This window comes from Nonomuraea candida (assembly GCF_000725485.1).
In the GTDB taxonomy this organism is placed as follows: Bacteria; Actinomycetota; Actinomycetes; order Streptosporangiales; family Streptosporangiaceae; genus Nonomuraea; species Nonomuraea candida.
The window spans coordinates 36,671-60,719 of the sequence record NZ_JOAG01000049.1; the positions used below are offsets into that span (position 1 = coordinate 36,671).

Genomic DNA, 24,049 nt, shown 5'->3' on the forward strand with positions numbered 1-24,049 from the left:
GGCCGCTCTTGTTTTCGGCGACTGCCATTACGTTTCACGATTGATCCGCTACTTGGCGTGAGGAAGGGTGGTGGCGACCATCCGCCTCGACGAAGGAGTAGAGGATGCCTTTCCGCAGCAGGCGTGCCTCCGGCACCGCCACCCACCCCGTTCCCGGCAATGCCGTCCGGGCTGTTCCCGGCATCGCCACCCACCCCGTTCCCTTCACCGCCACCCACCCTGTTCCCGGTGCCGGGGCCCCGACCATCCCGGGTGCCGCGACCGTCCGGGGTGGCGCGACCGTGCGGGGTGGTGCTCGTGGCGCAGCCGCCCTGACCATGACAGCCCTGGCCGGGCTGGCCCTGACCGCCGTCGCCGCCCTGGCCCTGGGCGGCGCGATTGCCGCTCCCGCGCGGGCGGACGAGGCGTGGGCCGACGGGGCGTGGGCGACCAACGTGCATCTCAGTGACGAGCACGAGCCCCAGATCCGGCTGCCGCGCGAGCTCCAGATGCCGCTGTGCCTGCCCGCGCCCGGCCTGGGCATCCCGCTCATCGACGCGTTGCTGCCCGAGCTGGTGGGCTGCCCCGCCATGGGCCTCGCCCGCTGACCGGGCAGTGCGCGCCGCCTCGCCACGGGTCTCGCCGGCCGGTCGGGGTGGCGGGCGGGCCTTGCCACGGATCACGCCGGCTGGTCGGGGTTGGCGTGCGCCGCCTCGCCACGGGGTTCGGCGGCCGGCCGGTCGATGCGTGCGCCCCGCCGCCCGGAGGGGGGCGGCGGGGCGCACGGCGGGCTGTCAGACGCCGTAGAAGCCGATGACGTGGCCGCGGGCCAGCGTGTTGGCCGTGATGTTGAAGCCCACCACCGCCGGGCTGGCGTCGCTGTCCACGCCGAGCTTGTCGACGCCCAGCGCGTGCACCGTGAACACGTAGCGGTGCGGGTCGCCGGGGGGCGGGGCCGAGCCGCCGTACGCCTTGACGCCGTAGTCGTTGCGGGCGTGGACCGCGCCCTCGGGCAGGCCCTTGAAGTCGGGGGCCGTGCCCGCGCCCGTGGGCAGCTCGGTCACCGAGGCCGGCAGGTCGAACAGCACCCAGTGCCAGAAGCCGCTGCCCGTGGGGGCGTCGGGGTCGAAGCAGGTGACGGCGTAGCTCCTGGTGCCCTCCGGGGCGCCCGACCAGCGCAGGGCGGGCGACTGGTTCTGCCCCTGCATGCCCCAGTCGTCGAAGACGTGGAGCTCGCTGAGCGTCGCGCCGTCCTGGACGTCGTCGCTCTCGACCACGAGCGCGGGGACCGACGGCAGGTGTTCATGGGGAAGGGGTGCGGGCACGGCATCCTCCTAGGGTGAGAGCTGCTTGCCCAGCCATCCTAGAAGCGGCCGCGCCCGCCCCCGGTCATGCCACGAGCTGCGCGGGCAGCGCCTTGTCGTGCAGGACCGTCAGGGACGTCACCGCACGGGTGAGCACGACGTACAGCCTGGCCAGGCCCCTCGGCTCGGCCTCGACGATGTCGGCGGGCTCGACCACGATGACGTGGTCGTACTCCAGACCCTTGGCCAGGGTGGCGGGGACGATCAGCAGCCGGTGCTCCTCGGCGGCGTCGGGGTCGAGCACGGCGTGCGGCAGGCCCGCCAGGGCCTGGGAGACCTGCGCGACCTGCGCGTCGGGGACGATCACGCCGATCGAGCCCTCCTTGGCCAGCGCCTCCTCGGCGGCGCGCGCCACCGAGCCGCCGGGCAGGACCGTGAGCGAGCCGAGGCCAGGGCGCAGCGAGCGGGGCGCGGCCAGCTCGGGGGCGATGGAGGGCAGCAGGCGGGCGGCGTAGTCGAGCACCTCGCGCGGCACGCGGAAGCCCAGCGTCAGCTCCGTCACCTCGCCCTCGGGCTGGCCCAGGTGCGCCAGCACCGACTCCCACGAGCGGGTCGACCACGGCGTGGTGCCCTGCGCCAGGTCGCCGAGCACGGTGGCGGAGCCGTTGCGGCAGCGGCGGCCGAGCGCGCGCAGCTGCATCTCGGACAGGTCCTGGGCCTCGTCCACCACGAGGTGGCCGAGCGAGGGCGTGCGCTCCATGAGGTCGCGCAGCTCGTCGAGGAGCGCGGCGTCGGCCGCCGACCACTTCGCGGACTTCCAGCTCCGGTACGGCTTCCGCCAGATCAGCATTTCCTGCTCGTCAGGCGACAAATCCGACTTGGCGGCGCGGGCGAGGAACTCCGGGTCGGACAGCAGGCGGTGCAGCACCTGCTCCGGGGTCAGCTTCGGCCACACGGCGTCCACGAGCTGCTTGACCGGCTTCGACCGGGCCACCGCGTCCTGCACCCGGTCGTCGGGCGACTCTCCGCGCTGCTCCATCCTGACCAGCACCATGTGCGCGAGTCGCTGCGCCAGCGCCGCCCGGCCGGGGTTGTACCGGGTGGTGCCGCGCAGGGAGGCCACGATCTCGCGCACCTCGTGGTCGGCCACCCGGTAGCGGTAGGCGCCCTTGGTGAACACCACGCCCTCCTCCGGCTTCGTGATGTGCAGCCAGAGCGCGCGTTCGAGCACCGCCGCCATCCTGGCGTCGCCCTTCACGGCCGCGACCAGCGGGTCCTCCGGCGCGGAGTGCTCGCCGAGCAGCCCCGCCACCGTGGTCTGGTCGACCTTGACCTCGCCGAGCGCGGGCAGCACCGAGGAGATGTAGGACAGGAACGCCTTGTTCGGGCCGACGATCATGACACCCGACCGCGCCAGGCGCTCGCGGTGCGCGTAGAGGAGGTAGGCGGCCCGGTGCAGGCCCACGGCGGTCTTCCCGGTGCCCGGCGCGCCCTGCACGCAGACGGTCTGGGCCAGCGTGGACCGTACGATCTCGTCCTGGTCGGGCTGGATGGTGGCCACGATGTCGCGCATCGGGCCGGTGCGGGGCCGCTCGATCTCCTCGGTGAGGATCCTGGAGGGGCCGATCTCGGCGCCCTCGCCCAGCTGCTCGTCCTCGAACGCGGTCAGCGCGCCGCCGTGGTAGCCGAAGCGGCGCCGGCGCGCGATGCCCATCGGGTCGGCCGGGCTGGCCTGGTAGAACGCCCGGGAGACCGGCGCGCGCCAGTCGATGACCAGCGGCTTGCTGCCGCCGTCGTGCACGTGGCGGCGGCCGACGTAGATCGTCTCGGGCAGGTCCTCGGCCTGGTCGTGGTCGCCCGGCTCCGCGCCGGCCGCTTCCGCGCCGCTCTGCCGCGGCGAGCCGTCCCGCGCGGGGACGGCGCGGTCGAGGCGGCCGAAGAACAGCGGGGTGTCCGGATGGTCGGCCAGCGCCGCCACGCGCTGGTCGAGCAGCGACTGGAGGATCTGCTGCGAGACCCAGTCGCCGGCCGCGTCCGCGGACAGGGACTGGGCGTGGGCGCGCATGGCCTTGAGCGCGGCTCTGGACGCGGCCAGGTGCGCCTGCTCGGCGGCGAGCACGTCGGTGGGTGCGTCGGATATGTCGGGGGCCAGCTGATCTGCGGGCATGCGAAAGCGCCTCCCTGTGTGGTTACGGAGGTGGTCCAAGGCAGCGAATCGGCCAGTGTAGTGGCGACTTCCGCGTGCTTCCAAAGCATTTACCGGCGGCGGGCGGGGTAGGGATAGGAGGTGGCGCGGGTACAGCTCCGTTTCTCGCCGATCATCCCCACGATCGCGAGCTTCCTGCTCGCTGCGTTGTGGGGGCTTTCGGTGTTCGCGGGGTGGGGGCTGGAGGCGTTCTGCGCGGGCGGGGAGGCCACCTCCGCGTGCTCGCAGCGCCTCGGCACGGTCTCCACCTTCTCGGGGCTGTTCGCCGCGCTCGCCGCCTGCTGCACGGTGGCCGCCTGGCTGCTGCCGTGGTCGAGGCAGGACTCCCGGCTGTTCGCCCGGTTGATGGGCGCGGGGGTGGTGTCCTGGATCGCGGCCGAGGGCGTGCTCTTCCTCGGGGGCCTGCTCGTCCGCTGAGCGGCGGGCGTCTCCGGCCGGAGGCAGGCGCCGAGACCGACAGAACCGGCTTCTTCCACCAAGCTGGGAATACCGAAAAATTCGGGCATATCAGGTGGGTTTGCCGGATCATGAGGGTATGTCGCAGGCGGCGTGATAGTACGCAGGTGAGGGGGGTGGTTCGAATGTCGTCGGCCCGCGGAGTCTCGTGGACGTGACACCACGCTGAATGCCTGGCCGCTCGGGCGAGCGGCCGGGCCTCACACCACCGCCGGCCCTCAGATGAGCGGCCGGGGTCTCACACCACCCGTCACACCCCGCCGAGCACGTCGTCGGCGTCGATGATCTGGTACGCGTAGCCCTGCTCGGCCAGGAACCGCTGCCGGTGCGCCGCGAACTCCTGGTCCACCGTGTCCCTGCTGACCACCGTGTAGAACCGGGCGCCACCGCCGTCGGCCTTGGGCCGCAGCACGCGCCCGAGCCGTTGCGCCTCCTCCTGGCGCGAGCCGAACGTGCCCGACACCTGGATCGCGACGGCCGCCTCGGGCAGGTCGATGGAGAAGTTGGCCACCTTCGACACCACCAGCACCTGGATCTCCTTGTCGCGGAAGGCCTGGTAGAGCCGCTCGCGCTCCTTGACCCGGGTCTCACCCTTGATCACCGGCGCGTTGAGGTGCTCGCCCAGCTCGTCGAGCTGGTCGATGTACTGGCCGATGACCAGCACCTGCTCACCCAGATGCCGCCGGACCAGGGCCTCGGTGACGTGCGTCTTGGAGGGCGTGGTGGCGCAGAAGCGGTAGCGCTCCTCGGACTCGGCCATCGCGTACGCCAGCCGCTCCTCGTCCGTCAGCGTCACGCGCACCTCGACGCAGTCGGCCGGGGCGATCCAGCCCTGGTTCTCCATCTCCTTCCAGGGCGCGTCGTAACGCTTGGGGCCGATCAGCGAGAACACGTCGCCCTCGCGGCCGTCCTCGCGCACCAGCGTCGCGGTCAGCCCGACGCGCCGCCGGGCCTGGAGGTCGGCGGTCATCCGGAAGATCGGCGCGGGCAGCAGGTGCACCTCGTCGTAGACGATCAGGCCCCAGTCGCGCGCGTCGAACAGCTCCAGATGGCTGTAGACGCCTTTGCGCCGGGTGGTCATCACCTGGTAGGTGGCGATGGTGACCGGGCGGATCTCCTTCTTGTTGCCGGAGTATTCGCCGATCTCGTCCTCCGTCAGGGAGGTGCGCTTGAGCAGCTCGGTCTTCCACTGGTGGGCCGAGACCGTGTTGGTGACCAGGATGAGCGTGGTGGCCTGGGCGTGCGCCATGGCGGCCGCGCCGACGATGGTCTTGCCCGCGCCACAGGGCAGCACGACCACGCCGGAGCCGCCGTGCCAGAACGCGTCGGCCGCCTCGCGCTGGTAGGGCCGCAGCGCCCAGCCGTCCTCGCGCAGCGTGATCGGATGGGCCTCGCCGTCGACGTAGCCGGCCAGGTCTTCGGCCGGCCAGCCCAGCTTGAGCAGGGCCTGCTTGACGTTGCCCCGGTCGCTCGGGTGCACCACGACGGAGTCGTCGCCGATGCGCTCGCCCAGCATCGGCTGGATCTTCTTCGAGCGCAGCACCTCTTCGAGCACGGCCCGGTCGGTGGAGGTCAGGACCAGGCCGTGGACCGGGTCCTTCTCCAGCCGCAGCCGCCCGTAGCGGGCCATGGTCTCGGCGATGTCCACCAGCAGCGCGTGCGGCACCGGATAGCGGCTGTGGCTGATGAGCGCGTCGATGACCTGCTCGGCGTCGTGGCCGGCGGCGCGGGCGTTCCACAGCGCCAGTGGGGTGACGCGGTAGGTGTGCACGTGTTCGGGAGCGCGCTCGAGCTCGGCGAAGGGCGCGATCGCCTTACGGCAGGCGTCGGCCCGCTCGTGGTCGACCTCGAGCAGCAGCGTCTTGTCCGACTGGACGATCAGCGGTCCATCGCTCACTGGCATTCTCCGTGGGGTTCTGACGGGGCCTGGCGCAACAGGACCATCGTCTCCTGATCCCGGCTACCCCGCTCCGAGTCTCCAACAACGGGCAGGCCGGGATTAGTCCTGGAGAACGCCACGGAGGCGGCGGGTCACTCGTCGAACGCGCCGCTGATCCCCAGGGCCAGGAAGCCGCCGACGGTCAGCACGAAGCCCACGCCGAACAGCACCCAGCTCCAGATCACCATGGTGCGGGCGCTCTCCGGCTGCGTGGCGGACCTGCCGATGGCCAGGCCGGCCAGGATCGCGCCGGGGATGCCCAGGAGGTTGCAGCAGGAGACGACCGCGAGGCAGTTGAGCACGAGCGCGACGATGGCGTTGGCGCTGGAGTTGCCGGGGCGGGGCGGCGGCGGGCCGTAGCCGTAGCCGTATTGCGGGGGAGGCTGGTCGCCGTAGGGCGCGCCATAAGGCTGGTACGGGTATCCCGGCGGGTCACCTTGACTCACGTTCACCTCCAGACACGTCAACACTTATCACGGAATTGACATGTCCCTGACCGGGATCACGACATCACGATAGCCCGTGACTTCCCCGCCCGGACCCACTCCGAACGGAGCACACCCCGTCCCGGGGGCGGGCGGGGTGCCGGCTCGCGTGGAACCGGGCGGTGCGGGAGTCAGGCGAGGAGGGCGCGCAGGGCCTTGCGGTCGAGCTTGAGCACGCTGGTCACCGGCACCGAGTCGACGAAGCGCACCTCGCGCGGGTACTTCACCCTGCCCACCCGCTCGCGCGCCCACTCGATCAGCTCCTCGGCCGTCACCGCCGCGCCCTCCTTGAGCTGCACGAACGCCACGACCTCCTCCCCGAGCCGGGGGTCGGGCCGGCCCACGACGCCCGAGACGACGACGTCGGGGTGCCGGTTGAGCGCGTCCTCGACGTCGCGCGGGAAGACGTTGAACCCGCCCCGGATGATCAGGTCCTTCTTCCTGTCCACGATGTAGAGGTAGCCGTCGTCGTCCACGCACCCGATGTCGCCGGTCCGCAGCTCCTTGCCGACCAGCGCGGTGCCCTCGGGGTCGGGCCGGTGCTCGCCCCAGTAGCCGAGCATCAGGGAGTCGCCGGTGACGCACACCTCGCCGACGTCGCCGATCTCCATCGCCTCGCCGTCGGCGTCGCGGATGGTGATCGAGTAGCCCGCCAGCGGCAGGCCCACGCTGCCGACCCGCCGCCGGCCCGGCGGGTTGAACGTGGTGACCGCGCTGGTCTCGGTCAGGCCGTAGCCCTCCAGGATCTGCACGCCGGGCACCCTGCGCTCGAACTCCTCCAGCGCCGCCCGCCCGAGCGGCGCCGCGCCGCAGGTGAGGTAGGCCAGGTCGGGCAGCGGGTGCTCTTCGAGCGGCTCGGCGAGCAGGAGGTGGATCATGGAGGGGACGACGGTGCCGTACTGGACGCGCTGCTGCCCGGCCAGGTCGAGGAAGGCCCGCGGCTCGAACCAGCGCATGAGCACCGCCTGCTGCGGCTCGGTGGCGTGCATGGCGGCGATCGTGATGATCAGCCCGTACGAGTGCGACAGCGGCACGGGCACCAGCGCGCGGTTCCCGCCCTCCTGGTGCGACAGGTCGTAGGCGTCCTTGGCCACGTGCCACAGGCCGTGGTGGCTGAGCATGACGCCCTTGGCCCTGCCGGTGGTGCCGCCGGTGTACATGAGGGCGGCCAGGTCGTCGGGGGCCCGGTGCACGGGGCCGCGCTCGGGGCCCTGTTCGAGCTCGGCCGTGTCCACGTGGACGGGGATGTCGACGCCGGCGGCCCGTACGGTGGCGGCCAGCTCGGGCGAGGTGACGATCGCGCGGGCGCCGCTGTCGAGCAGGATGTGCCGCAGCTCCTCGGGCCCCACCAGGAACACCACCGGCGTCACCACCGCGCCCGCCGCCCACAGAGCCTGGTAGACGAGCGGCACCTCGGGGGAGTTGGCCATCATCACGGCCACCCTGTCGCCCGGCCGGATGCCCGCCCCGGCCAGCCCGCCGCACATCCGGCGGGCGCGTCCGGCCAGGTCGTGACTGCGGTGCCAGACGCCTTCGTAGAACATCGAGTCGTGGTCGTCGAAGCGGTTCCAGGACTCCTCGGCCAGCCTGCCCAGCGTTTGCTCGGTCACAAGCCCAACCTCATGCGTACGGGGACACGCAGTCAAGCCTCGACACCCTTGACTAGTCAGAGTGGATGATGTTCTTGTAGCCGGTAAATCGGTATATATCTTCCTCTATGGCCATTCCTGTTTTCAGGACGGCCTAGATCGTGTAATGGTTGGAGATCTAGAGGCCGTGGGGCCGACCGGAGGCAATGGAGGGCATGATCCGCATGTCCGCACGGGCGGCGCCGGGCCGTCATCTTCGCAGGTCAGGTGCGAAATGGTGACGCTGTGCTACCTCTTCGGCGTAAATCGGGAAAGTCGTTGGCCGAAGATATTTTCCATAGAAAACTCCGCGTCAATACCGAGGTGGCTTCGTGACCGAAACGCCTGAACCGGGCGAGATCGACCTCGACAACATAACGCTCACAGGGAGCCTCAAAGCGGTTACAGAACATCTGCGGACCGTGGCGGGCCCCGCCGCCCGAGACCTGACCCGGCGGGAGGCCGACGCGCTGCTGCGCGCGTACCTGGAGCCCGGTTGTTTCCCCGAGGCCGTGCGCCGGCTGGCCGCCCGCCACCTGCTCGTCCTCGTGGGCGAGCACGGCACCGGCCGGCGGCTGGGCGGGCTGGCGCTGCTGTCGCGCATGTCGCTGGCCGAGAGCACGATCAGCGTGCTGTCCCCGGCCGCCGACGCGCACGACCTGCTGTCCGCCGTCGAGTACGAGCCGGGCCGGGCGTACCTGCTGCACGACTGGATCGCGGTCAGCACCGACCGCACCGAGCTGGTCAACCTGGCCCGCAAGCTCGCCGAGCTGGGCTCGTACCTGGTGATCACCAGGAGCGGCGGGCCCTCGCACGCCGTCGAGGTGGAGCACCCGTGGAGCGCGCCGCCGCCCGGTGAGCTGTTCGACCTGTGCCTGGCCGCGTTCGACCGGCGCGCCGGGCTGAGCCAGGAGGAGCTGGCCCGCGCGCGGGACCTGGCGCCGACCCTGGCGACGCCCGCCGAGGTCGTCCGCCTGGCCGGGCGGCTGGCCACGGGCTGCGGGCCGGGCGAATTGGCGGGAGGCGAGGCGGGCGAAGAAGCGGGCGGCGAGGACGTGGCGGCCTGGTTCGACACCAAGCCGCCCATGCGCGAGGTGCTGGCCGTGGCGGCGCTGGCCTTCACGCACCGGCTGGCCGGGCCCGTCTTCGACCACCAGCTCTCCCGGCTCGAACAGCTCTGCCACGAACAGGGCCGCCGCCCGCTCACCGCGCCGCTGATCGGCGACCGTGACGGGCTCGTCGCCTTCCGCGAGCCGCACCAGCACGCGCGGGTGCTGGCCGAGCTGTCCGCCCGGTACGGCTTCTGGTTGTGGCAGCCCTTGCGGGAGTGGGTCAGGTCGCTGCCGGGGCAGGGGGCCGCCGTGCAGATGCGCGCGGCCCACGGCGTGGCGCTGCTGGCCCGTCACTCGCTGAAGGACGTCCGGCAGGAGTTCCTGGAGGTCTGGGCGCGGGGGAGCGCGGCCGAGCGGGTGGCGGCGGCCAACGTGCTGTCGTACATGTGCGTGGCGGAGACCCTCGCTCCCGAGGCGCTCAGGATCGCGCTGGCCTGGGCGGAGGACCCGCGGCACGTCAGGGCGACGACCGCCGCCGCGGCGCTGGGCGGCGGGCTGGCCGTGAGATATCCGGACGACTGCGACCGGTGGTTGCGGCGGCTGGAACGCGCGGGCGGCCCGGCCGCCTCGGTGGCGAGCCAGTCGCTCAGAACCCGCCACCGTCGCTGACACCCGTCGCTGACACCCGTCGCTGACACCCGTCGCTGACACCCGTCGCTGACACCCGCCGCTGACACCGGCCGCCCCCGCCCGGCCGCCGGCGGTGAGCAGGCCGGTCGCTCAGAGGCCGGCGACCCCGGTGATGCGGTGCAGGGCGAAGCGGTGCACGGCGGCCCTGGTCTCGTCGTACGCGGTCAGGTAGCCGCCCTCCATCCTGGCCGGCTCCAGGATGCGCGAGGTCGCGTTGCCCTGGGAGTCGAGGTAGCCGATCCACACCCGCACGCCCTGCTTGATCGCCTCCTGCAACGCGGAGATCGTGGCCGTCGCGGGCCCGCGCGGCACCTGGCCGCCGGGCGCGTCCACCGGCTCGCGGCGCGCCAGGTGGGCGGCGTCGCCGGCCCGCAGCGCGCGCACGGCCGCCGCCGCCACCTCGGGGTCGAGGCCGTTGGCCGAGGTCACGGCGCGGGCCGGCGCCAGGCCCTCGGTGCGGCGGCTCTCAAGCTGGGAGATGATCACGTCGCCGTCGAGCGACTCGGCGACGGGCGCGTACCCCATGGCGCGCAGCGAGTCGACCAGCGCCGCCCTGGAGGAGCGGGAGGCGATGACGGTCGGCGCGAGCCTGCGCAGCCGCAGCGCGGCCGAGCGCCGGTCGGCGGTGATCTGGTCGAGCAGCGCGGGGTCGTCGCAGCGGACGTACGCGCTCGCGGTGCCCACCCTGATCCGCCCGTGCCGCCTGGCCACGTCGGTCACCAGGTAGGACAGCGCCTGCGGCACCGGCGTGGCCGAGTGGCGCGCCAGCATCGACACCAGCTCCTCGCCGCCGTGCCCGGCGTCGAGCGCGCGCCGGATCGAGCCCTCGCTGAACCGGTAGACCGTGGCCCCGCCCTTGGACTCGACGTCGGCGGTGAGCGTCATCCAGCGGTTGAGCTCGCTCGTGAGCGGCCCCGGCGCGACGGCGGTCAGGTCGGCCTGGAGCAGCACGTGATCGACGGGCTCCGGCAGCAGCGGCGCGAGCACCCCGGCCGGCTCGCCGCCCTCGATCAGCGCCCGCCCCTGCGCCGAGAGCGCGCCCAGCCCCGTCACGCCGACCTGCTCGGCCTCGCGCAGCGTGAACTCGGTGAGCTGCTCGCGCAGCGGCCCCCGGCGGCGTGGCTGCTCCCACGCCAGCCGTTCGAGCACGGAGTCGCGGTCGGGCGCGAGGCCGGGAGCCGCCGCCAGCACGCCCAGCGTGGCCGCCCTGACGCTCGGGGCGGAGGAGCGCCGCAGGTCGGTGTGCAGGGCGTTGAGCGGCCTGTCACGCTCGTCGCGGTCGCCGACCAGGCCCGGCACCCGGTCCATGTGCAGCCAGGTGGCCGCCAGCGCCGTCCACCGGTCGGCGGTGGACCTGACCCGCCACAGGTCGTAGCCGGAGGTCGGCAGCCACTCGCCGTCGACGCCGCCGCCGGCGGCGATCAGCCCGGCCGCGTGCGCGACCTCGACCACCAGCGCCGCCACCCACTCGGGCAGGTCCAGCTCGCCCGCCGCGCGCTTCAGGTCGCGCACGCCGAGCCCGCCGGTGCGCAGCACGCCCGGCGGCTCCACGCTCCACCGCTCGCACAGCTCCTCCACGGCCCTGACGAACGCGAACGCCTGCCCGGCCGCCGTCCGGTCGGCCAGCTTCTGGTCGCGCGCGGCCCCGTGCAGCGGCGGAGGCACGGCGAGCAGGTCGCGGTGCACCCGGCCGCCGCGCAGGTAGAGGCCGACCTCGCGGGGCAGCGTCACGCTCTCCTCGCCGGTGGCCGCCAGCAGGCCGCGGGCCAGCAGCTCCTCGATGGGGGAGCGGGCCGAGGCCACGGTGACCTCGCGCCTGGCGTTGGGCACCCGGCCGGTCGGCGGGCCCCAGGCGAGCTGGTCGAGCGCGCCCCTGGCCTCGGGCGAGACGGCGTCGATGAGCGGGGCGGGCGCGGCCAGCGCCGCCGCCAGCCGCTCCTTGCCGGTGCCCTTGGTGCCGGGGGCGACCTCGTCGGCCATCTCGTCCAGCTGCTCGGGCGCGTGGTGCCGGAAGGCGTCGACGGCCCTCGGACCCAGGCCCGCCGGGTCGTCGAGCAGCTTGCGCACGCCGGGGCCCAGCTCCAGCGCGTCGTCGGGGCCGTAGACCAGGGCCAGGTCGTACAGCCTGCCGAGCGCGGCGGACAGCGCGGGCTCCGGGTCGGCCTCGGTCAGCGCGGCGCCGACGAGCTCGCGCAGCGTGTCCTTCGAGGTCGGCCCGTCACGCACCGCCAGCGTCTCGACCACGGCCAGCGTGAACCGGTCGAGCCGGTCGAGCACCCTGCCGATCGCCGAAGGACTGGCGGCCCGCGAGGCGAGGCCCTCCAGATGCGCGGGCACCGGAGTGATCAACTCGGGACGCGCGGAGACGAGCGCCCGCAGCTGTTCGTCGGTGCGCCCCCTGATCCACTCCGTGAACTCCATCGTTGCCATGGTATGTCCCCCCTGATTGGGGCAGCATTGCCAGGCGTGATAGAGCGCGCGGACCAGCTCGTGCTGAACTACGTCTCCAAGGCCGCCGACGCGGCCCACGGCGTGCTCAGTCCGGCCGGCGGCTCGACTTCGCCAGGCGGCTGCGGGCCGGGATCGAGGCGGGGTTCCAGGAGTTCGCCCGGCAGTTCTTCGACGTCAGCGGGACGATGTTCATGATCGGTACGGGGATCGGCGTCGTCCGGCCGGCCTACCGGCTGCTCGACGTCAGCTGACCGGCGCGGGGCTGGGCAGCAGGCCGACGGCCAGGCGCACCCAGGCGGAGACGAACTGGTCCTTCTCCGCGTGCCCCGGCAGCTCGCCCACGGTCTCCAGGAAGAGCCGGTACTGCACCACGGCGCCGCCCAGCACGGCCGCGATGCCCGTCCAGTCGAGCTTGACGTCGCGGTATTCGGGCTGGGCCTGGAACCAGGAGACGATGGCGTCGAACATCGGCTGCAGCAGCCCCTCGCGCACGACCGTGACCAGCTCGGGGAACTGGCTCAGGTCGCGGAAGAAGACCCGGGTCAGCTCGGACTCCTCGCGCACCTTCGCCAGCCCGGCGCGGCACACGTGGGCCAGGCGCTCCTCCAGGTCCACCGAGGACTCCATGGCGCTCAGCTCGGCCATGCTCTCGGCCACCTGGACCCGCGTACGGCTGGCGTGCTCGTTGATGGCCGCGGCCAGCACCTCGTACTTGGACTTGAAGTGCCTGTAGAGCCCTCCCGCGCCCGGGGACAGCCCTGAGGCGGCCTCGATCTCGGCCACCGAGGTGGCGGAGTAGCCCCGCTCGGCGAACAGCCTCAGGGACTCATCGATGATCCGCTCACGGGTCGATCTGCTCATGTCTATGCTGATACCTCCGTAAGGAGAGTAATCGTTGCGGGGTGTCGGGCCGGATCAGGCGCGCCAGCGCGCGGCCGGGCGCGCGGCCGGGCGGGCGGCGGGCGGGTCCCCGGCGCGGGGTGCTCCACGGGTGCGGGTCACGGCCGCTCCTCTCCGATAAGTAATTCCTTTCTTCCCATTCCCGTGCGCCCGGAACAAGGGCCGTTACCGGGGGTAGGAGAGCCTTTGGCATCCTGCACATGTGACGACATCGGTGGGATTCGACCTTGACATGACATTGGCTGACACGCGGTCGGGCATCGCGGCCACTTACGACGAGATGGCCGCGCGATTGGGCGTGCCTTTTGACAGCGCCGCGATCGTCAGCCGGCTGGGCCCGCCGCTGGAGATGGAGCTGGCCAACTGGCTGCCCCTGGAGGAGGTCCCCGCGGCCGCCGATCTCTACCGGGAGATATATCCGGAAAAGGGGGTTCCGGCACACACCGCCATGGCAGGCGCCCACGAGGCCATCGCGGCCGTGCGCCGGGCGGGCGGCGGGGTCATCGTGGTGACGGGCAAGAACGTCCGTGACGCGCGCGGCACGGTCGCCGCGCTGGGGCTCGACGTGGACGAAGTGGTCGGCTCGGTTTTCGGCCACGACAAGGGATCGGCACTCGCGCGCTTCGGCGCGGCGGCTTATGTTGGTGACCATGTCGCGGACATCGAGGCGGCACGTGCTGGCGGCGCCGTGAGCGTGACAGTTGCGACCGGCCCTTACACGGTGGGAGAGCTGCGTGATCACGGAGCAGATGTGGCGCTGGGCGACCTGACCGAATTCGCCGCCTGGTTCGCCGGTTGGCGCGAGCACGATGAAGTCCGGTAATTGTCCCGCATTTACCCGGTCGCCCCGGCGCTTCGCGGGGCATAACCTACATCCATCCGTCCTTCTTTTCGACTGTTTGAACGAGGTCCTCCTGTGCCGAGTGGCAAGGTCAAGTGGTACGACGCCGACAAGGGGTTCGGCTTCCTCACCCGCGACGACGGCGGTGAGGTCTTCGTGCATTCATCCGCGTTGCCCGCAGGCGCCGGTGCACTCAAGCCGGGCCAGAAGGTCGAGTTCGGGGTCGCCGAGGGCCGCCGGGGCCAGCAGGCGCTCTCCGTCAGGATCCTGGAGCAGCCGCCGACGCTGGCCAAGACCAAGCCGAAGGGCAAGCGGAAGAAGCCGGACGAGATGGTCGTCATCGTCGAAGACCTGATCAAGCTGCTCGACTGGGTCTCGACCTCCTACCAGCGGGGCAAGCATCCCGACGCCGCCCACGCCAAGAAGGTCGCCCAGGTGCTCAGGGCCGTCGCCGACGACCTCGACGCCTGACCGCCGCCCTGTCGGCTTCCGAGACACGCGCGAGCCCCGGCCTGCGGTAGCGGCCGGGGGGTCAGCCGTTCGGGGGTGGTGAGCGGGCGGGGGTCAGCCGTTCGGCTTGGGAGCGGGTGGGTCAGCCGTTCGGGTTGGTGAGCGGCTTGGTCGGGTCGAGCCGCTCCCCCCGTTGATCGGCCTGCCCGTCGGCGCCGGGGCGCCGCGCCGGTCCCGGAGGCCCGGCCGGTCCGGGGCGCTCGGCGTACGCGCCCGCCTCCGCGCGGGCGGCGGGCTCGTCGTACGGGGCGGGCTCGGCATACGGGGCGGGCTCGTCGTACGGGGCGGTCGCCGCGTGGGCAGCGGCCTCGGCGCGCTGACGGTGCAGCTTGGCCTTGGCCGCGCGCACCCGCTTCCTCCTGGAGATCAGCAGCCACCCGAGGGCGGCGGTCAGCGCGACGGCCAGCGTCACCAGCCCGGCCAGGCTGCTCTGCGTGAGCGACAGCACCAGCCCCACCAGGCCGCCGCACACCCAGGCGAGCTGCAGCACCGCCTCGACCACGCCGAACGTGGACGAGCGCACCTCCTCGCCGATCTCCCGCTGCACGATCGCGTCGAGCGCCAGCTTGCCCAGCTCCTGGGCGAAGGCCGTGACCAGGGAGATCGCCAGCGCCGTCCACACGCCGAAGAAGACCGCGGTGGCGATGGTGGTCGCCGCGGTCACGGCCAGCGTGACCAGCACGAGGAGCTGGGGCGCGTGGTTGCGCGTCCAGTTCGCCACCGCCGCGCCGGCCAGGCCGCCCAGCCCGGCCGCGCCCGCGAGCAGCGCGATCGTCTTGGGGATGTCGAAGAACGGCTCCCGCGCCCACGGCTCGGACGGCGCCAGCCACGGCACCGCCTTGTCCTGCACCAGGAAGAGCAGGAAGAACAGCAGGAACCCGGAGAAGACCCGGATGGCCACGTTGGCCCAGACCGCCTCGGCCACCGCCGGGCCCACCTTGAGCAGGGTGCGCCAGCGCGGGGCGCCGCCCTCCTCCTCCAGGTCGGGGGAGTCGACGTGGCGCGGCAGCCGTACGGCGGCGACGCCGAGCAGCAGGAAGGCCACCATGGCCACGCGCAGCACCGCGGCGCTGCCCAGCCAGGCGGTCAGGCCCGCGCCGACCGGCACCAGCACCCCGGCCGAGACCAGCGTGAACAGCGCCACCCGCGCGTTGGCCGACACCAGCGTGATGTCGGCGGGCAGCACGCTCGGCATGATCGCCGCCCGCGACACGTTGTACGCCTTCGACAGCACCAGCACGCCCAGCGCCCCGATGAACAACGTCGGCAGGTCGCCGGGGCCCACGGCCGCGGCCATCGCGAAGCACAGCAGGCCGCGCCCGAACAGCGTGCCCGCCATGACGTAGCGGCGCCCCGACCTGAACCGGTCGAGTATCGGCCCCACGAACGGCGCCAGCAGCGCGAACGGCACCATCGTGATGACCAGGTAGAGGGCGACCGAGCCGCGCGCCTCGCCGACGGGCACGCCGAAGAAGACGGTGCTGGCCAGCGCCACCGTGACGAGCGCGTCACTGGCGCTGTTGCCCGCCGACAGCTCGATCAGCCGGCCGAGCCCGGTGCGGCCCGCGCCGCCCGCGTACGTCAGGCGCCGGGTGGCCCTGCCGACTTTTCGCGCGCCCTTGGCGGTCGCTTTGCCCGCCCGCGCGGTGCCGCTCGCGGTGGCCCTGGTCGCGCGCACGGTCGCGCGTCCCGCGTCGGCGGCGCCGTGCGCCATTCGCCGCGAGATCTGGCGAGCTCGCTCCCAGCCTCCCTTCACGCCTACCAGTCTTACCCGATTGGTGCCGGATCTCATGGAGGGATCTGCCGTTGTGGGCCCCGGAGGTCCCGCGATGGGTGAGAATGAAGTGTGAGCGAACAGCACCTTTCGGCGGAGGCGGCCCGATGAGCCGCACCAGGGCCCGCGTCTCCGCTCCCGACCAGGCCTGTGTCGCCGCGGTCGATCTGGCGCGCGCCGCGGCCGAGGAGCTGGCGCGGCCGGGCGAGCCCGGCGAGCACCTCGGCTACGAGAGCGAGGGCGACCGGATCGTCACCCACTACTTCGCCTGTCTCGACCGGGCCTATCGCGGCTGGCGCTGGGCCGTCACGGTCACGCGGGCCTCGCGCGCGAAGAAGGTCACGGTGAGCGAGGCCGTCCTGCTGCCCGGCACCGGGGCGCTGCTGGCGCCCGAGTGGCTGCCGTGGAGCGAGCGGCTGCGCCCCGGCGACCTCGGGGTGGGCGACCTGCTGCCGACCGCCGACGATGACGACAGGCTCGCGCCGGGTTTCACCGAAACCGACGAAGAGGCCGACCATCAGGCGGTTTTCGAGTACGGCCTGGGCCGGGCCCGTGTGCTCTCGGCCATCGGCAAGGACCGGGCTGCCAGACGCTGGCACGCGGGCGAGCACGGGCCGCACACACCGATCGCACACGCCGCACCCGCGCAGTGTTCCACCTGCGGGTTCTACTGGTTGCTAGCGGGCGGGCTGCGGCACATGTTCGGGGTCTGCGCTAACGAATACGCCCCCGATGACGGCAAGGTCGTGGCGGCCGACCATGGCTGCGGCGCCCATTCGGAGGCCGCCGTGCTGCCGCCGCCCGTGGAGCAGGCCATCCCGATCCTCGACGACCTGGGCTACGACCTGATGGAGGAGGAGGCCGGCTCGGTCGACGAGTCGGCGTCGGAGGAGCTCGGCCACTCCTGATCGCGGGTGTCGGCGCCGATGACACCCTTCCTGTCGGTGAAGGCCGCTACCCTACGGTGGCCCCCTACCCTCAACCAGGATTCGTGATCGATGAGCGACACCTACGGCACTGACCGGATGCGAGCAGCCGTCCTCTCGGCCTGGACGGCCTCGCCCGCCCGGTTCCGCGAAGACGCCAACGCGGAGGAGGACTTCGCGCTCGGCGGCTACCGCGACCGGCTGATCGTCGAGCTGGCCCAGAACGCCGCCGACGCGGCGTTGCGCGCGGGCGTGCCAGGGGTGCTGCGGCTGACGCTGCGGGGTGACCTGCTGACGGCCGCCAACACCGGCGCGCCGCTCGACGCCACCGGCGTGGAGAGCCTGTCCACGCTGCGCGCCTCCGGCAAGCGTGACGAGGCGGGCGCGGCGGGCAGGTTCGGCGTCGGGTTCGCGGCGGTGGTGTCCGTCTGCGACGCGCCCTCGATCGGCTCGCGCGGGGCCGGGGCGGTCCGCTGGTCCCGCACCGAGACCGCGGCCCTGGTCGCCGAGATCCCCGCGCTGGCGGGCGAGCTGGCCGAGCGCGGCGGTCACGTGCCGCTGCTGCGGCTGCCCTTCGACGAGCCGCCGCTCATCGACATCCCCGACGGGTTCGACACGCTCGTCCGGCTGCCGCTGCGCGATCAGGCGAGCGTCGAGGCGGTGCGCCGCATGCTGGCCGAGACCAGCCCCGCGCTGCTGCTCGGCCTGCCCGCGCTGGAGAGCATCGAGATCGACCTCGACGGCTCGCTGCGCACCGTCGTGGCCGACGGCTGGCACGTGGTGTCGGAGTCGGGCGAGTTCACCCAGGAGGAGGTCGTCAGGCTCTTCGCCGACCGGCCCACCGAGGAGCGCGCCCGCCCCTACTGGTCGCTGCGCTGGGCGGTGCCCGTCACCGGCACCGGCGAGCCGGCCCCGCTGCCCGAGACCGTGCCGTCCGTGGTGCACGCGCCGACGCCCAGCGACGAGCCCATCGACCTGCCCGCGCTGCTGATCGCGTCGTTCCCGATGGCCACCGACCGGCGCCACGTGGCCAAGGGGCCGCTGGCCGACTTCCTGGTGCAGCGGGTCGCCGACGCCTACGTGCGCCTGCTGCGCGAGCTGCCCCGCACCTCCAGGCTGCTCGACCTGGTGCCCTCCCTCATGGGCAAGGGCGAGCTCGACGCCCGCATCCGCAGGGCCGTGCTCGACCGCCTGCCCGGCACGCCGCTGCTGCCCGCCCTGTCGGCGCCCGCGCCGGTCGTGCACACGCCGTCGTTCGCCGACGAGCGGGTCTACGAGCCCGACGCGGAGCTGCGGGTCGAGCAGCCCGCGCCCGAGCCCGACGGCGACGGCTGGGTGGTCACCGGGCGCGAGGCGGCCGTCGTGGCCTCGGCCTCGGCCGAGTTCCTCGCGATCGCGGCCGGTTTCGTGCCGGGGCTGCTGCCCGCCGGCTGGCCCGCCCGCCACCCGGCCATGGTCGCGCTCGGGGTGCGCAGGGTCGAGCTGGCCGACCTCGTCGACCTGCTGTCGGGCGAGGCCGTGGAGGCGCGCGAGCCGTCCTGGTGGCGCTCCCTCTACGAGGTGCTGCCGGCCGACGACCCCGAGTCGCTGGGCGCGCTGCCCGTGCCGCTGACCGACGGCCGCCTGGTGCGCGGGCCGCGCGGCACGCTCATCCTGAGCGACGGCGGCGCCGAGCTCGACCTGGCCCCGCTCGGGCTGCGCATCGTGCACCCCGACGCCGCGCACCCCGCGCTGCTGCGGCTGGGCGCCGCCGAGGCCACGCCCCGCACGGTGCTGGACGACCCGCTGACCAAGGCCGCCGTCGCGCAGTCGCTCGACAGCCCCGACCCCGAGCCGGTGGCCAGGGCCGTGCTGTCGCTGGTGGAGGCGTCGGGGCTGGCGCCCGGCGAGGCGCCGTGGCTGGCCGAGCTGGCGCTGCGCGGCGCCGACGGCGAGCTCTACCCGGCCGGCGAGCTGATGCTGGCCGACGGGGCGCTGGCGGGGCTGCTGGAGCCCGACACGCATCTCGGGGTGGCCGCGCCCGAGCTGGAGGAGACCTACGGGCCGCGGGTGCTGGCGGCGGCCGGGGTGCTCGACGGGTTCGCGGTCGTGCACGAGCCCGACGTGCTGCTCGACCCCGACGAGTGCGACCACGACCTCGACGGCGAGGCCGACTGGCTCGACCACGTGCTCGACCTGCTGCCCGAGCTGGACGTGCCGCCGCTGGTGCCGGAGTTCCTGGCGGTGCGCGACCTGGAGCTGGTGGCCGACTGGCCGGCCGCGCTCGCGCTGCTGACCACGCCGCCGCTGCGGGCCGCGCTGCACCCGCTGCGCGTCGAGGGCGTCGAGGTGCCCTCCTACACGGCGTGGTGGCTGGCCCACCATCCGGTGCTGGGCGGGCGCAAGCCGCTGGAGCTGCGGCTGCCGGGCGCCGACCCGCTGCTGCAGGGCCTCTACTCCGACGCGCCCGCCGGGCTCGACGAGGCGGCGCTGTCGATGATCGGGGTGCGCACGACGCTGCCCGAGCTGCTGGCCTCCCACGGCGGGCCCGAGGAACTGCTCGACCTGATGGCCGACGAGTCGATCGAGGTCGACCGGGCCCAGCTGCGCGCCCTGTGGATCGCGCTGGCCGCCGTGGACCCGTCGCGGGTCGCGCCGCCGCCGCGGGTGCGGGCCGTGCTCAGAGGCTCGATCGTGGTGGCCGCCGCCGACGACGCCGTGGTGGTGGAGGCGCCCGACCTGCTGCAGCTCGTCTCGGACCGGCCGCTGGTGCTGGCCCCGTACGATCTGGCCGAGTCGTTGTCGGAGCTGCTCGACCTGCCGCTGGCCGGTGAGCTCACCTCGGGGGCGGTCACCTCCGAGGGGGTGCGGCGAGAGGTGCCGGCGGAGGTGCGCTCGTTGCTGCCCACCGCGCCCGACACCTACGTCGAGCACGAGAAGCTGCTCGTGGACGGGGTGGAGTGCGCGTGGCGCTTCTTCGAGGGCGACGTGCACTGCACCGGCCTCGACGGGCTGGCCAGGGGGCTGGCCTGGGCGACGGGGCAGTGGAACGACCGGCTCGCCGTGGCGGCGCTGCTGCGTGACCCGGCGGCGGTGCCGCTGCTGCTGGCCGAGGCCGACCTTTCCTGACAGCCGGTGCGATGCCGTGCCAGGGAGGCGCTCCCGTTGCCTCCCCGACACGGCTCGGGCGGCGCAGGCCCCGTGCGGGGGGTGCCGCCGGACGACCGCTCGGGCGGTGCGGGCGCCTCACCGGGCGATCGGTCAGGCGGCGCAGGTGGTGCCGGCGGCCGGCACCTTGCCCTCCAGCACATACGCGTCCACCGTCTTCATCACGCACGCGTCACCGGTCATGTACGCGCCGTGGCCCTCGCCCTCGTAGGTGACCAGCACGCCGGTCTTGAGCTGCTCGTTCAGCGACGTGGCCCACTGGTACGGCGTGGCCGGGTCGCCCTTGCCCCCGATGACCACGATGGGCGCGGAGCCGGTGGCGTCGATGCGCTTGGCCGCGTCGTCCCCCCGCACCGGCCAGTGCTCGCACGAGCCGTTGGCCCCGTCGAAGGAGAGGATCGGGAAGATCTTCTTCACCCGCTCGTTGACCCTGGCGGTGTCGGCGTCGCTCGGCCGCTCGGCGTTGTCGGCGCAGTTGATGGCCAGCAGGCTCGCCATCGCCGTGGTGTACGTGCCGTCGGCGCGGCGGCCGGTGTAGGAGTCGGCCAGGGCGAGCAGGATGGTCGCGTCGCCCTTGAGCGCGGCCGCGGTCGCCTGCTCCAGCATCTGCCAGCTCTGCTTGGAGTAGAGCGGGGTGATGACGGCGTACTGGCCCAGGCCGTGCGTCAGCTCGCGGTCGCCGACCTTGATGGGCTTGGTCTTGAGCCCCTCGACGAAGTCCTCGATCGTCTTCTCGACGGTGGCGGGGTCGTCTCCGAGCTTGCAGTCGCGCGCCGCGCAGTCCTCGGCGAACGCCTCCAGCGCGTCGGCGAAGCCCTTGGCCTGGGTGAGCGCCCGCTCCTCGAAGGTGACCGTGGGGTCGAAGGCGCTGTCCAGGACGAACCGGCCGACCTTCTCGGGGAAGTGGGTGGCGTAGACGGCGCCGAGGTGGGTGCCGTACGACAGGCCGAAGTAGTTGAGCCGCTCGTCACCGAGCGCGGCGCGCAGCAGGTCGAGGTCCTTGGCGGCGTTCACCGTGCCGACGTGCGGCAGGACCTTGCCCGAGTCCTTCTCGCAGGCGGCCGCGAACTCCCTGGTCAGCGTGTCGGGGTCGGCGTCCGCGCCGGCGGCGAAGAGCTTGCCGAGCTGCTCGCCGCACGTCACGCCCGAGCTGCGCTGGACGCCGCGCGGGTCGAAGCTGACCAGGTCGTAGCGGCTGCCGAGCTTGGCGAACGCGGGGGCGGTCATGGCCAGGATGTCCACGCCGGAGCCGCCGGGACCGCCGAAGTTGAACACCAGCGAGCCGAGGCGGTCGCCGGTGGCCTTGACGCGGATGAGCGCCAGGTCGATCTTCTCGCCGTCCGGCTCGGCGTGGTCGAGCGGGACCGGGATGCTGCCGCACTCGGTGCCGGGGGCGAGGGTCATCGGCTTGCCGTCGGCGCCCACGAGGTCGGTGCACGCGCGCCAGGCCACCGCGCTCGTGGCGGGCCGGCTCGCGGCGGGTTCGCTCTTGGCGGCGGGCTCCGGGGTCTCGCCGGTGCCACAGGCGGTGAGAACCGCCGCTCCCAGGAGGAATGTCGCAATGGGCTTCTTCATGCCGACCAGCATGATCTGGCGGGCATATGCCGAGGTAGTGGGCGGAAACACCACTTCGAGATGACTTCGGGGAATGGGGAAAGATGACGAATGTCAGGTTTGGCGGGGGGCGCGCGTCAGCCGCACCCTGACACCACCCGGGCCCGCGTCACTTGTGGGGCTGTGCCGGTGAGGGGCCGCGTCCGCGAGCGCCCGTGAGGTCCGCGCTTCCAGGAATCGCCGCGTGCGGGGCCCGCGTCACTTGCGGGGGCGGCGGACGAGCCAGATGCCGAAGAGGCCGAAGCCGACCCCGGTCAGGCAGGTCCAGATCCACCATGTGTTCTCGGGGGCGGGACGGACGATCAGCAGGACGACCAGCGCGACGGCCCACGCGGCCGTGCCGACGGCGATGGCGGCGGGATCGTTGGTCTTGATCGGCTCCGGATCGGGATGCCACTGCTGCTTCACGTTGTCCAGCCTAGCTTCCAATCGGGTCTCGATCTCATCACCGCCTCTTTTCGCAGCTCATCAGTACTGTCACTCTTCGCGTCGTGAAAGACACACGTAACGGGATAGATCGTTATTTCGCCATCTCCGAACGGGGCTCCACCGTCGCGCGCGAAGTGCGCGGCGGCTTCGCCACGTTCTTCACCATGGCCTACATCGTCGTGCTGAACCCCTTGATCATCGCCACCGGCAAGGACGTGACGGGCGAGTACATCGGCGACGGCACGGCGCCCAACGTGGCGCTGGTCGCCGCCGGCACGGCCTTCGTGGCGGGCGTGCTGACGATCCTCATGGGCGTGATCGGCAGAGTGCCGTTCGCGATGGCGGCCGGGCTCGGCCTGAACGCCTTCGTCACCTTCAACATCGCCTCCGTGATGACCTGGGAGGAGGCGATGGGCCTGGTCTTCCTCGAAGGCGTCATCATCGCCGTCCTGGTGCTCACCGGGCTCCGGACGGCGATCTTCCACGCCATCCCACCCCAGCTCAAGACCGCCATCAGCGTGGGCATCGGCCTGTTCATCGCGCTGATCGGGTTCGTGGACGCCGGGTTCGTGCGCAGGGCCGAGGGCACACCCCTGGAGCTGGGCATCGGCGGCAGCCTGACCTCGTGGCCGATCTTCGTCTTCATCGTCGGCCTGCTGGCCACGGCCGCGATGGTGGCGCGCAAGGTCAAGGGCGCCATCCTCATCGGCATCGTCGGCACCACGATCCTGGCCATCGTCGTCGAGATCTTCGCCAAGGCGGGCAACGTCTCGCCCGAGAACTCCGGCGGCTGGCAGCTCAACCGGCCCGCCATGCCCGAGGAGATCTTCGGCTTCCACAACCCGCTCGTCCTGTTCACCGAGTTCGACCCGTTCGGCGGCTTCGTCCGCGTGGACGTGCTGCTGGCCGCGCTGTTCGTGTTCACCCTGCTCATCACGGACTTCTTCGACACCATGGGCACCGTGGTGGGCGTCGGCCGCCAGGCGAACCTGGTGCGCGAGGACGGGACGCTGCCGCGTACCAAGCAGATCCTGCTCGTCGACTCGATCGGCGCGGCGGCCGGCGGCGCGGGCTCGGTCTCCTCGAACACCACCTACGTCGAGTCGGCCGCGGGTGTCGGCGAGGGCGCTCGCACTGGCCTCGCCAGCGTGGTCACGGGCCTGCTGTTCCTGGTGGCCATCTTCTTCGCGCCGCTCGTCACGATCGTCCCCTACGAGGCCGCCGCTCCCGCGCTGGTGCTGGTGGGCTTCATGATGATGACCGCGATCCGCGACATCGACTGGAACGACTTCCAGATCGCGATCCCGGCGTTCCTCACCATCGTGCTCATGCCGTTCACGTACTCCATCTCGAACGGCATCGGGGCGGGCTTCATCAGCTACGTGCTGATCAAGGTGGTCGGCGGCAAGGCGAGGGAGGTGCACCCGCTGCTGTGGGGCGTGGCCGTGCTGTTCGCGCTCTACTTCGCGATCGGCCCGATCAGGGCGCTGATCGGCCTCTGATCGCGCTCCGGGGCCGTCCGTACGGCCTCCCGGCCGCGCTCCGGGCGCCGTCCCGTAGGGCCTTCCGGTCGCGGCCGCGCCCCGAGCACTGACCACGACCTTGTACGGTCTGCGCATACGGCGCTGTTCGTTCCCCGGGCACCGCCGTCGAGCTCACCTGATGACCTGAAGCCGCTTCGTCCTGCCGCGAGCAGGCGGGGCGGCTTCGGGGTATCA

At 72.6% G+C, this 24,049-nt stretch carries 18 protein-coding genes; 8 read left to right on the plus strand and 10 right to left on the minus strand.

Annotated features, from left to right (window positions below; translation table 11 throughout):
- Nucleotides 1-104 precede the first annotated feature (104 nt).
- Entirely contained in the window at nt 105-587 is a 483-nt protein-coding gene (locus IO39_RS55225) for a hypothetical protein (RefSeq protein WP_157549403.1), read from the plus strand.
- Between the two features lie 186 nt (nt 588-773).
- Here IO39_RS55225 and IO39_RS36500 read toward each other — a convergent pair whose 3' ends face one another.
- Both IO39_RS36500 and IO39_RS36505 read right to left on the minus strand, forming a co-directional pair.
- A complete protein-coding gene (locus IO39_RS36500; RefSeq protein ID WP_043633560.1) occupies nt 774-1,304 on the minus strand; it encodes a YbhB/YbcL family Raf kinase inhibitor-like protein in 531 nt (176 codons plus the stop codon).
- 64 nt (nt 1,305-1,368) lie between these two features.
- The gene (locus tag IO39_RS36505; RefSeq protein ID WP_043633562.1) at nt 1,369-3,450 is read right to left on the minus strand and encodes a HelD family protein; all 2,082 of its coding nucleotides are present in this window, start codon (nt 3,448-3,450) and stop codon (nt 1,369-1,371) included.
- A 120-nt stretch (nt 3,451-3,570) separates the two neighbouring features.
- Between IO39_RS36505 and IO39_RS36510 the strand changes: the two genes are divergently transcribed.
- Nucleotides 3,571-3,906, plus strand: a complete 336-nt coding sequence (locus tag IO39_RS36510; protein ID WP_043633565.1) for a hypothetical protein — start codon at nt 3,571-3,573, stop codon at nt 3,904-3,906.
- Between the two features lie 289 nt (nt 3,907-4,195).
- On the opposite strand, the gene IO39_RS36515 is transcribed toward IO39_RS36510, so the two are convergent.
- The 3 genes from IO39_RS36515 to IO39_RS36525 all read right to left on the minus strand — a co-directional run bounded on the left by IO39_RS36515 (nt 4,196) and on the right by IO39_RS36525 (nt 7,979).
- Nucleotides 4,196-5,848, minus strand: coding sequence for a DNA repair helicase XPB (locus IO39_RS36515; protein WP_043633567.1), 1,653 nt, complete (start codon nt 5,846-5,848; stop codon nt 4,196-4,198).
- Nucleotides 5,849-5,976: 128 nt separating this feature from the next.
- Nucleotides 5,977-6,330 carry a hypothetical protein gene (locus IO39_RS53355; protein ID WP_157549406.1) on the minus strand — a complete coding sequence of 118 codons (354 nt, stop codon included), beginning with the start codon at nt 6,328-6,330 and terminating at the stop codon, nt 5,977-5,979.
- Between the two features lie 170 nt (nt 6,331-6,500).
- Complete coding sequence (locus IO39_RS36525; protein WP_043633569.1) at nt 6,501-7,979, minus strand: AMP-binding protein; 1,479 nt, start codon at nt 7,977-7,979, stop codon at nt 6,501-6,503.
- Nucleotides 7,980-8,329: 350 nt separating this feature from the next.
- Between IO39_RS36525 and IO39_RS36530 the strand changes: the two genes are divergently transcribed.
- On the plus strand, nt 8,330-9,718 hold the full coding sequence (locus tag IO39_RS36530; protein WP_157549409.1) for a hypothetical protein: 1,389 nt from the start codon (nt 8,330-8,332) through the stop codon (nt 9,716-9,718).
- Nucleotides 9,719-9,829: 111 nt separating this feature from the next.
- On the opposite strand, the gene IO39_RS36535 is transcribed toward IO39_RS36530, so the two are convergent.
- A complete protein-coding gene (locus IO39_RS36535; protein ID WP_043633575.1) occupies nt 9,830-12,160 on the minus strand; it encodes a helicase C-terminal domain-containing protein in 2,331 nt (776 codons plus the stop codon).
- A gap of 273 nt (nt 12,161-12,433) precedes the next feature.
- Entirely contained in the window at nt 12,434-13,051 is a 618-nt protein-coding gene (locus IO39_RS36545; protein ID WP_043633581.1) for a TetR/AcrR family transcriptional regulator, read from the minus strand.
- Nucleotides 13,052-13,292: 241 nt separating this feature from the next.
- On the opposite strand from IO39_RS36545, the gene IO39_RS36550 reads away from it, so the two are divergent.
- Both IO39_RS36550 and IO39_RS36555 read left to right on the plus strand, forming a co-directional pair.
- Nucleotides 13,293-13,913 (plus strand): HAD family hydrolase, encoded by a 621-nt coding sequence (locus tag IO39_RS36550; RefSeq protein WP_043633584.1) that lies wholly within the window; start codon nt 13,293-13,295, stop codon nt 13,911-13,913.
- Nucleotides 13,914-14,006: 93 nt separating this feature from the next.
- Complete coding sequence (locus IO39_RS36555; RefSeq protein ID WP_043633586.1) at nt 14,007-14,402, plus strand: cold-shock protein; 396 nt, start codon at nt 14,007-14,009, stop codon at nt 14,400-14,402.
- 121 nt (nt 14,403-14,523) lie between these two features.
- Here IO39_RS36555 and IO39_RS36560 read toward each other — a convergent pair whose 3' ends face one another.
- A complete protein-coding gene (locus tag IO39_RS36560; RefSeq protein ID WP_157549412.1) occupies nt 14,524-16,197 on the minus strand; it encodes an MFS transporter in 1,674 nt (557 codons plus the stop codon).
- Between the two features lie 125 nt (nt 16,198-16,322).
- On the opposite strand from IO39_RS36560, the gene IO39_RS36565 reads away from it, so the two are divergent.
- Nucleotides 16,323-17,123 (plus strand): DUF3027 domain-containing protein, encoded by an 801-nt coding sequence (locus tag IO39_RS36565; protein WP_043633589.1) that lies wholly within the window; start codon nt 16,323-16,325, stop codon nt 17,121-17,123.
- Nucleotides 17,124-17,213: 90 nt separating this feature from the next.
- Nucleotides 17,214-20,249, plus strand: coding sequence for a sacsin N-terminal ATP-binding-like domain-containing protein (locus IO39_RS36570; RefSeq protein ID WP_043633593.1), 3,036 nt, complete (start codon nt 17,214-17,216; stop codon nt 20,247-20,249).
- Nucleotides 20,250-20,381: 132 nt separating this feature from the next.
- On the opposite strand, the gene IO39_RS36575 is transcribed toward IO39_RS36570, so the two are convergent.
- Nucleotides 20,382-21,863, minus strand: coding sequence for an alpha/beta hydrolase (locus IO39_RS36575; RefSeq protein ID WP_043633638.1), 1,482 nt, complete (start codon nt 21,861-21,863; stop codon nt 20,382-20,384).
- Between the two features lie 237 nt (nt 21,864-22,100).
- Nucleotides 22,101-22,310: a DUF2530 domain-containing protein gene (locus IO39_RS36580; RefSeq protein WP_043633596.1), complete on the minus strand. Its 210-nt coding sequence runs from the start codon at nt 22,308-22,310 to the stop codon at nt 22,101-22,103.
- Between the two features lie 83 nt (nt 22,311-22,393).
- Here IO39_RS36580 and IO39_RS36585 point away from each other — a divergent pair, with 83 nt between their 5' ends.
- Entirely contained in the window at nt 22,394-23,833 is a 1,440-nt protein-coding gene (locus IO39_RS36585) for an NCS2 family permease (RefSeq protein WP_043633600.1), read from the plus strand.
- Nucleotides 23,834-24,049 lie beyond the last annotated feature (216 nt).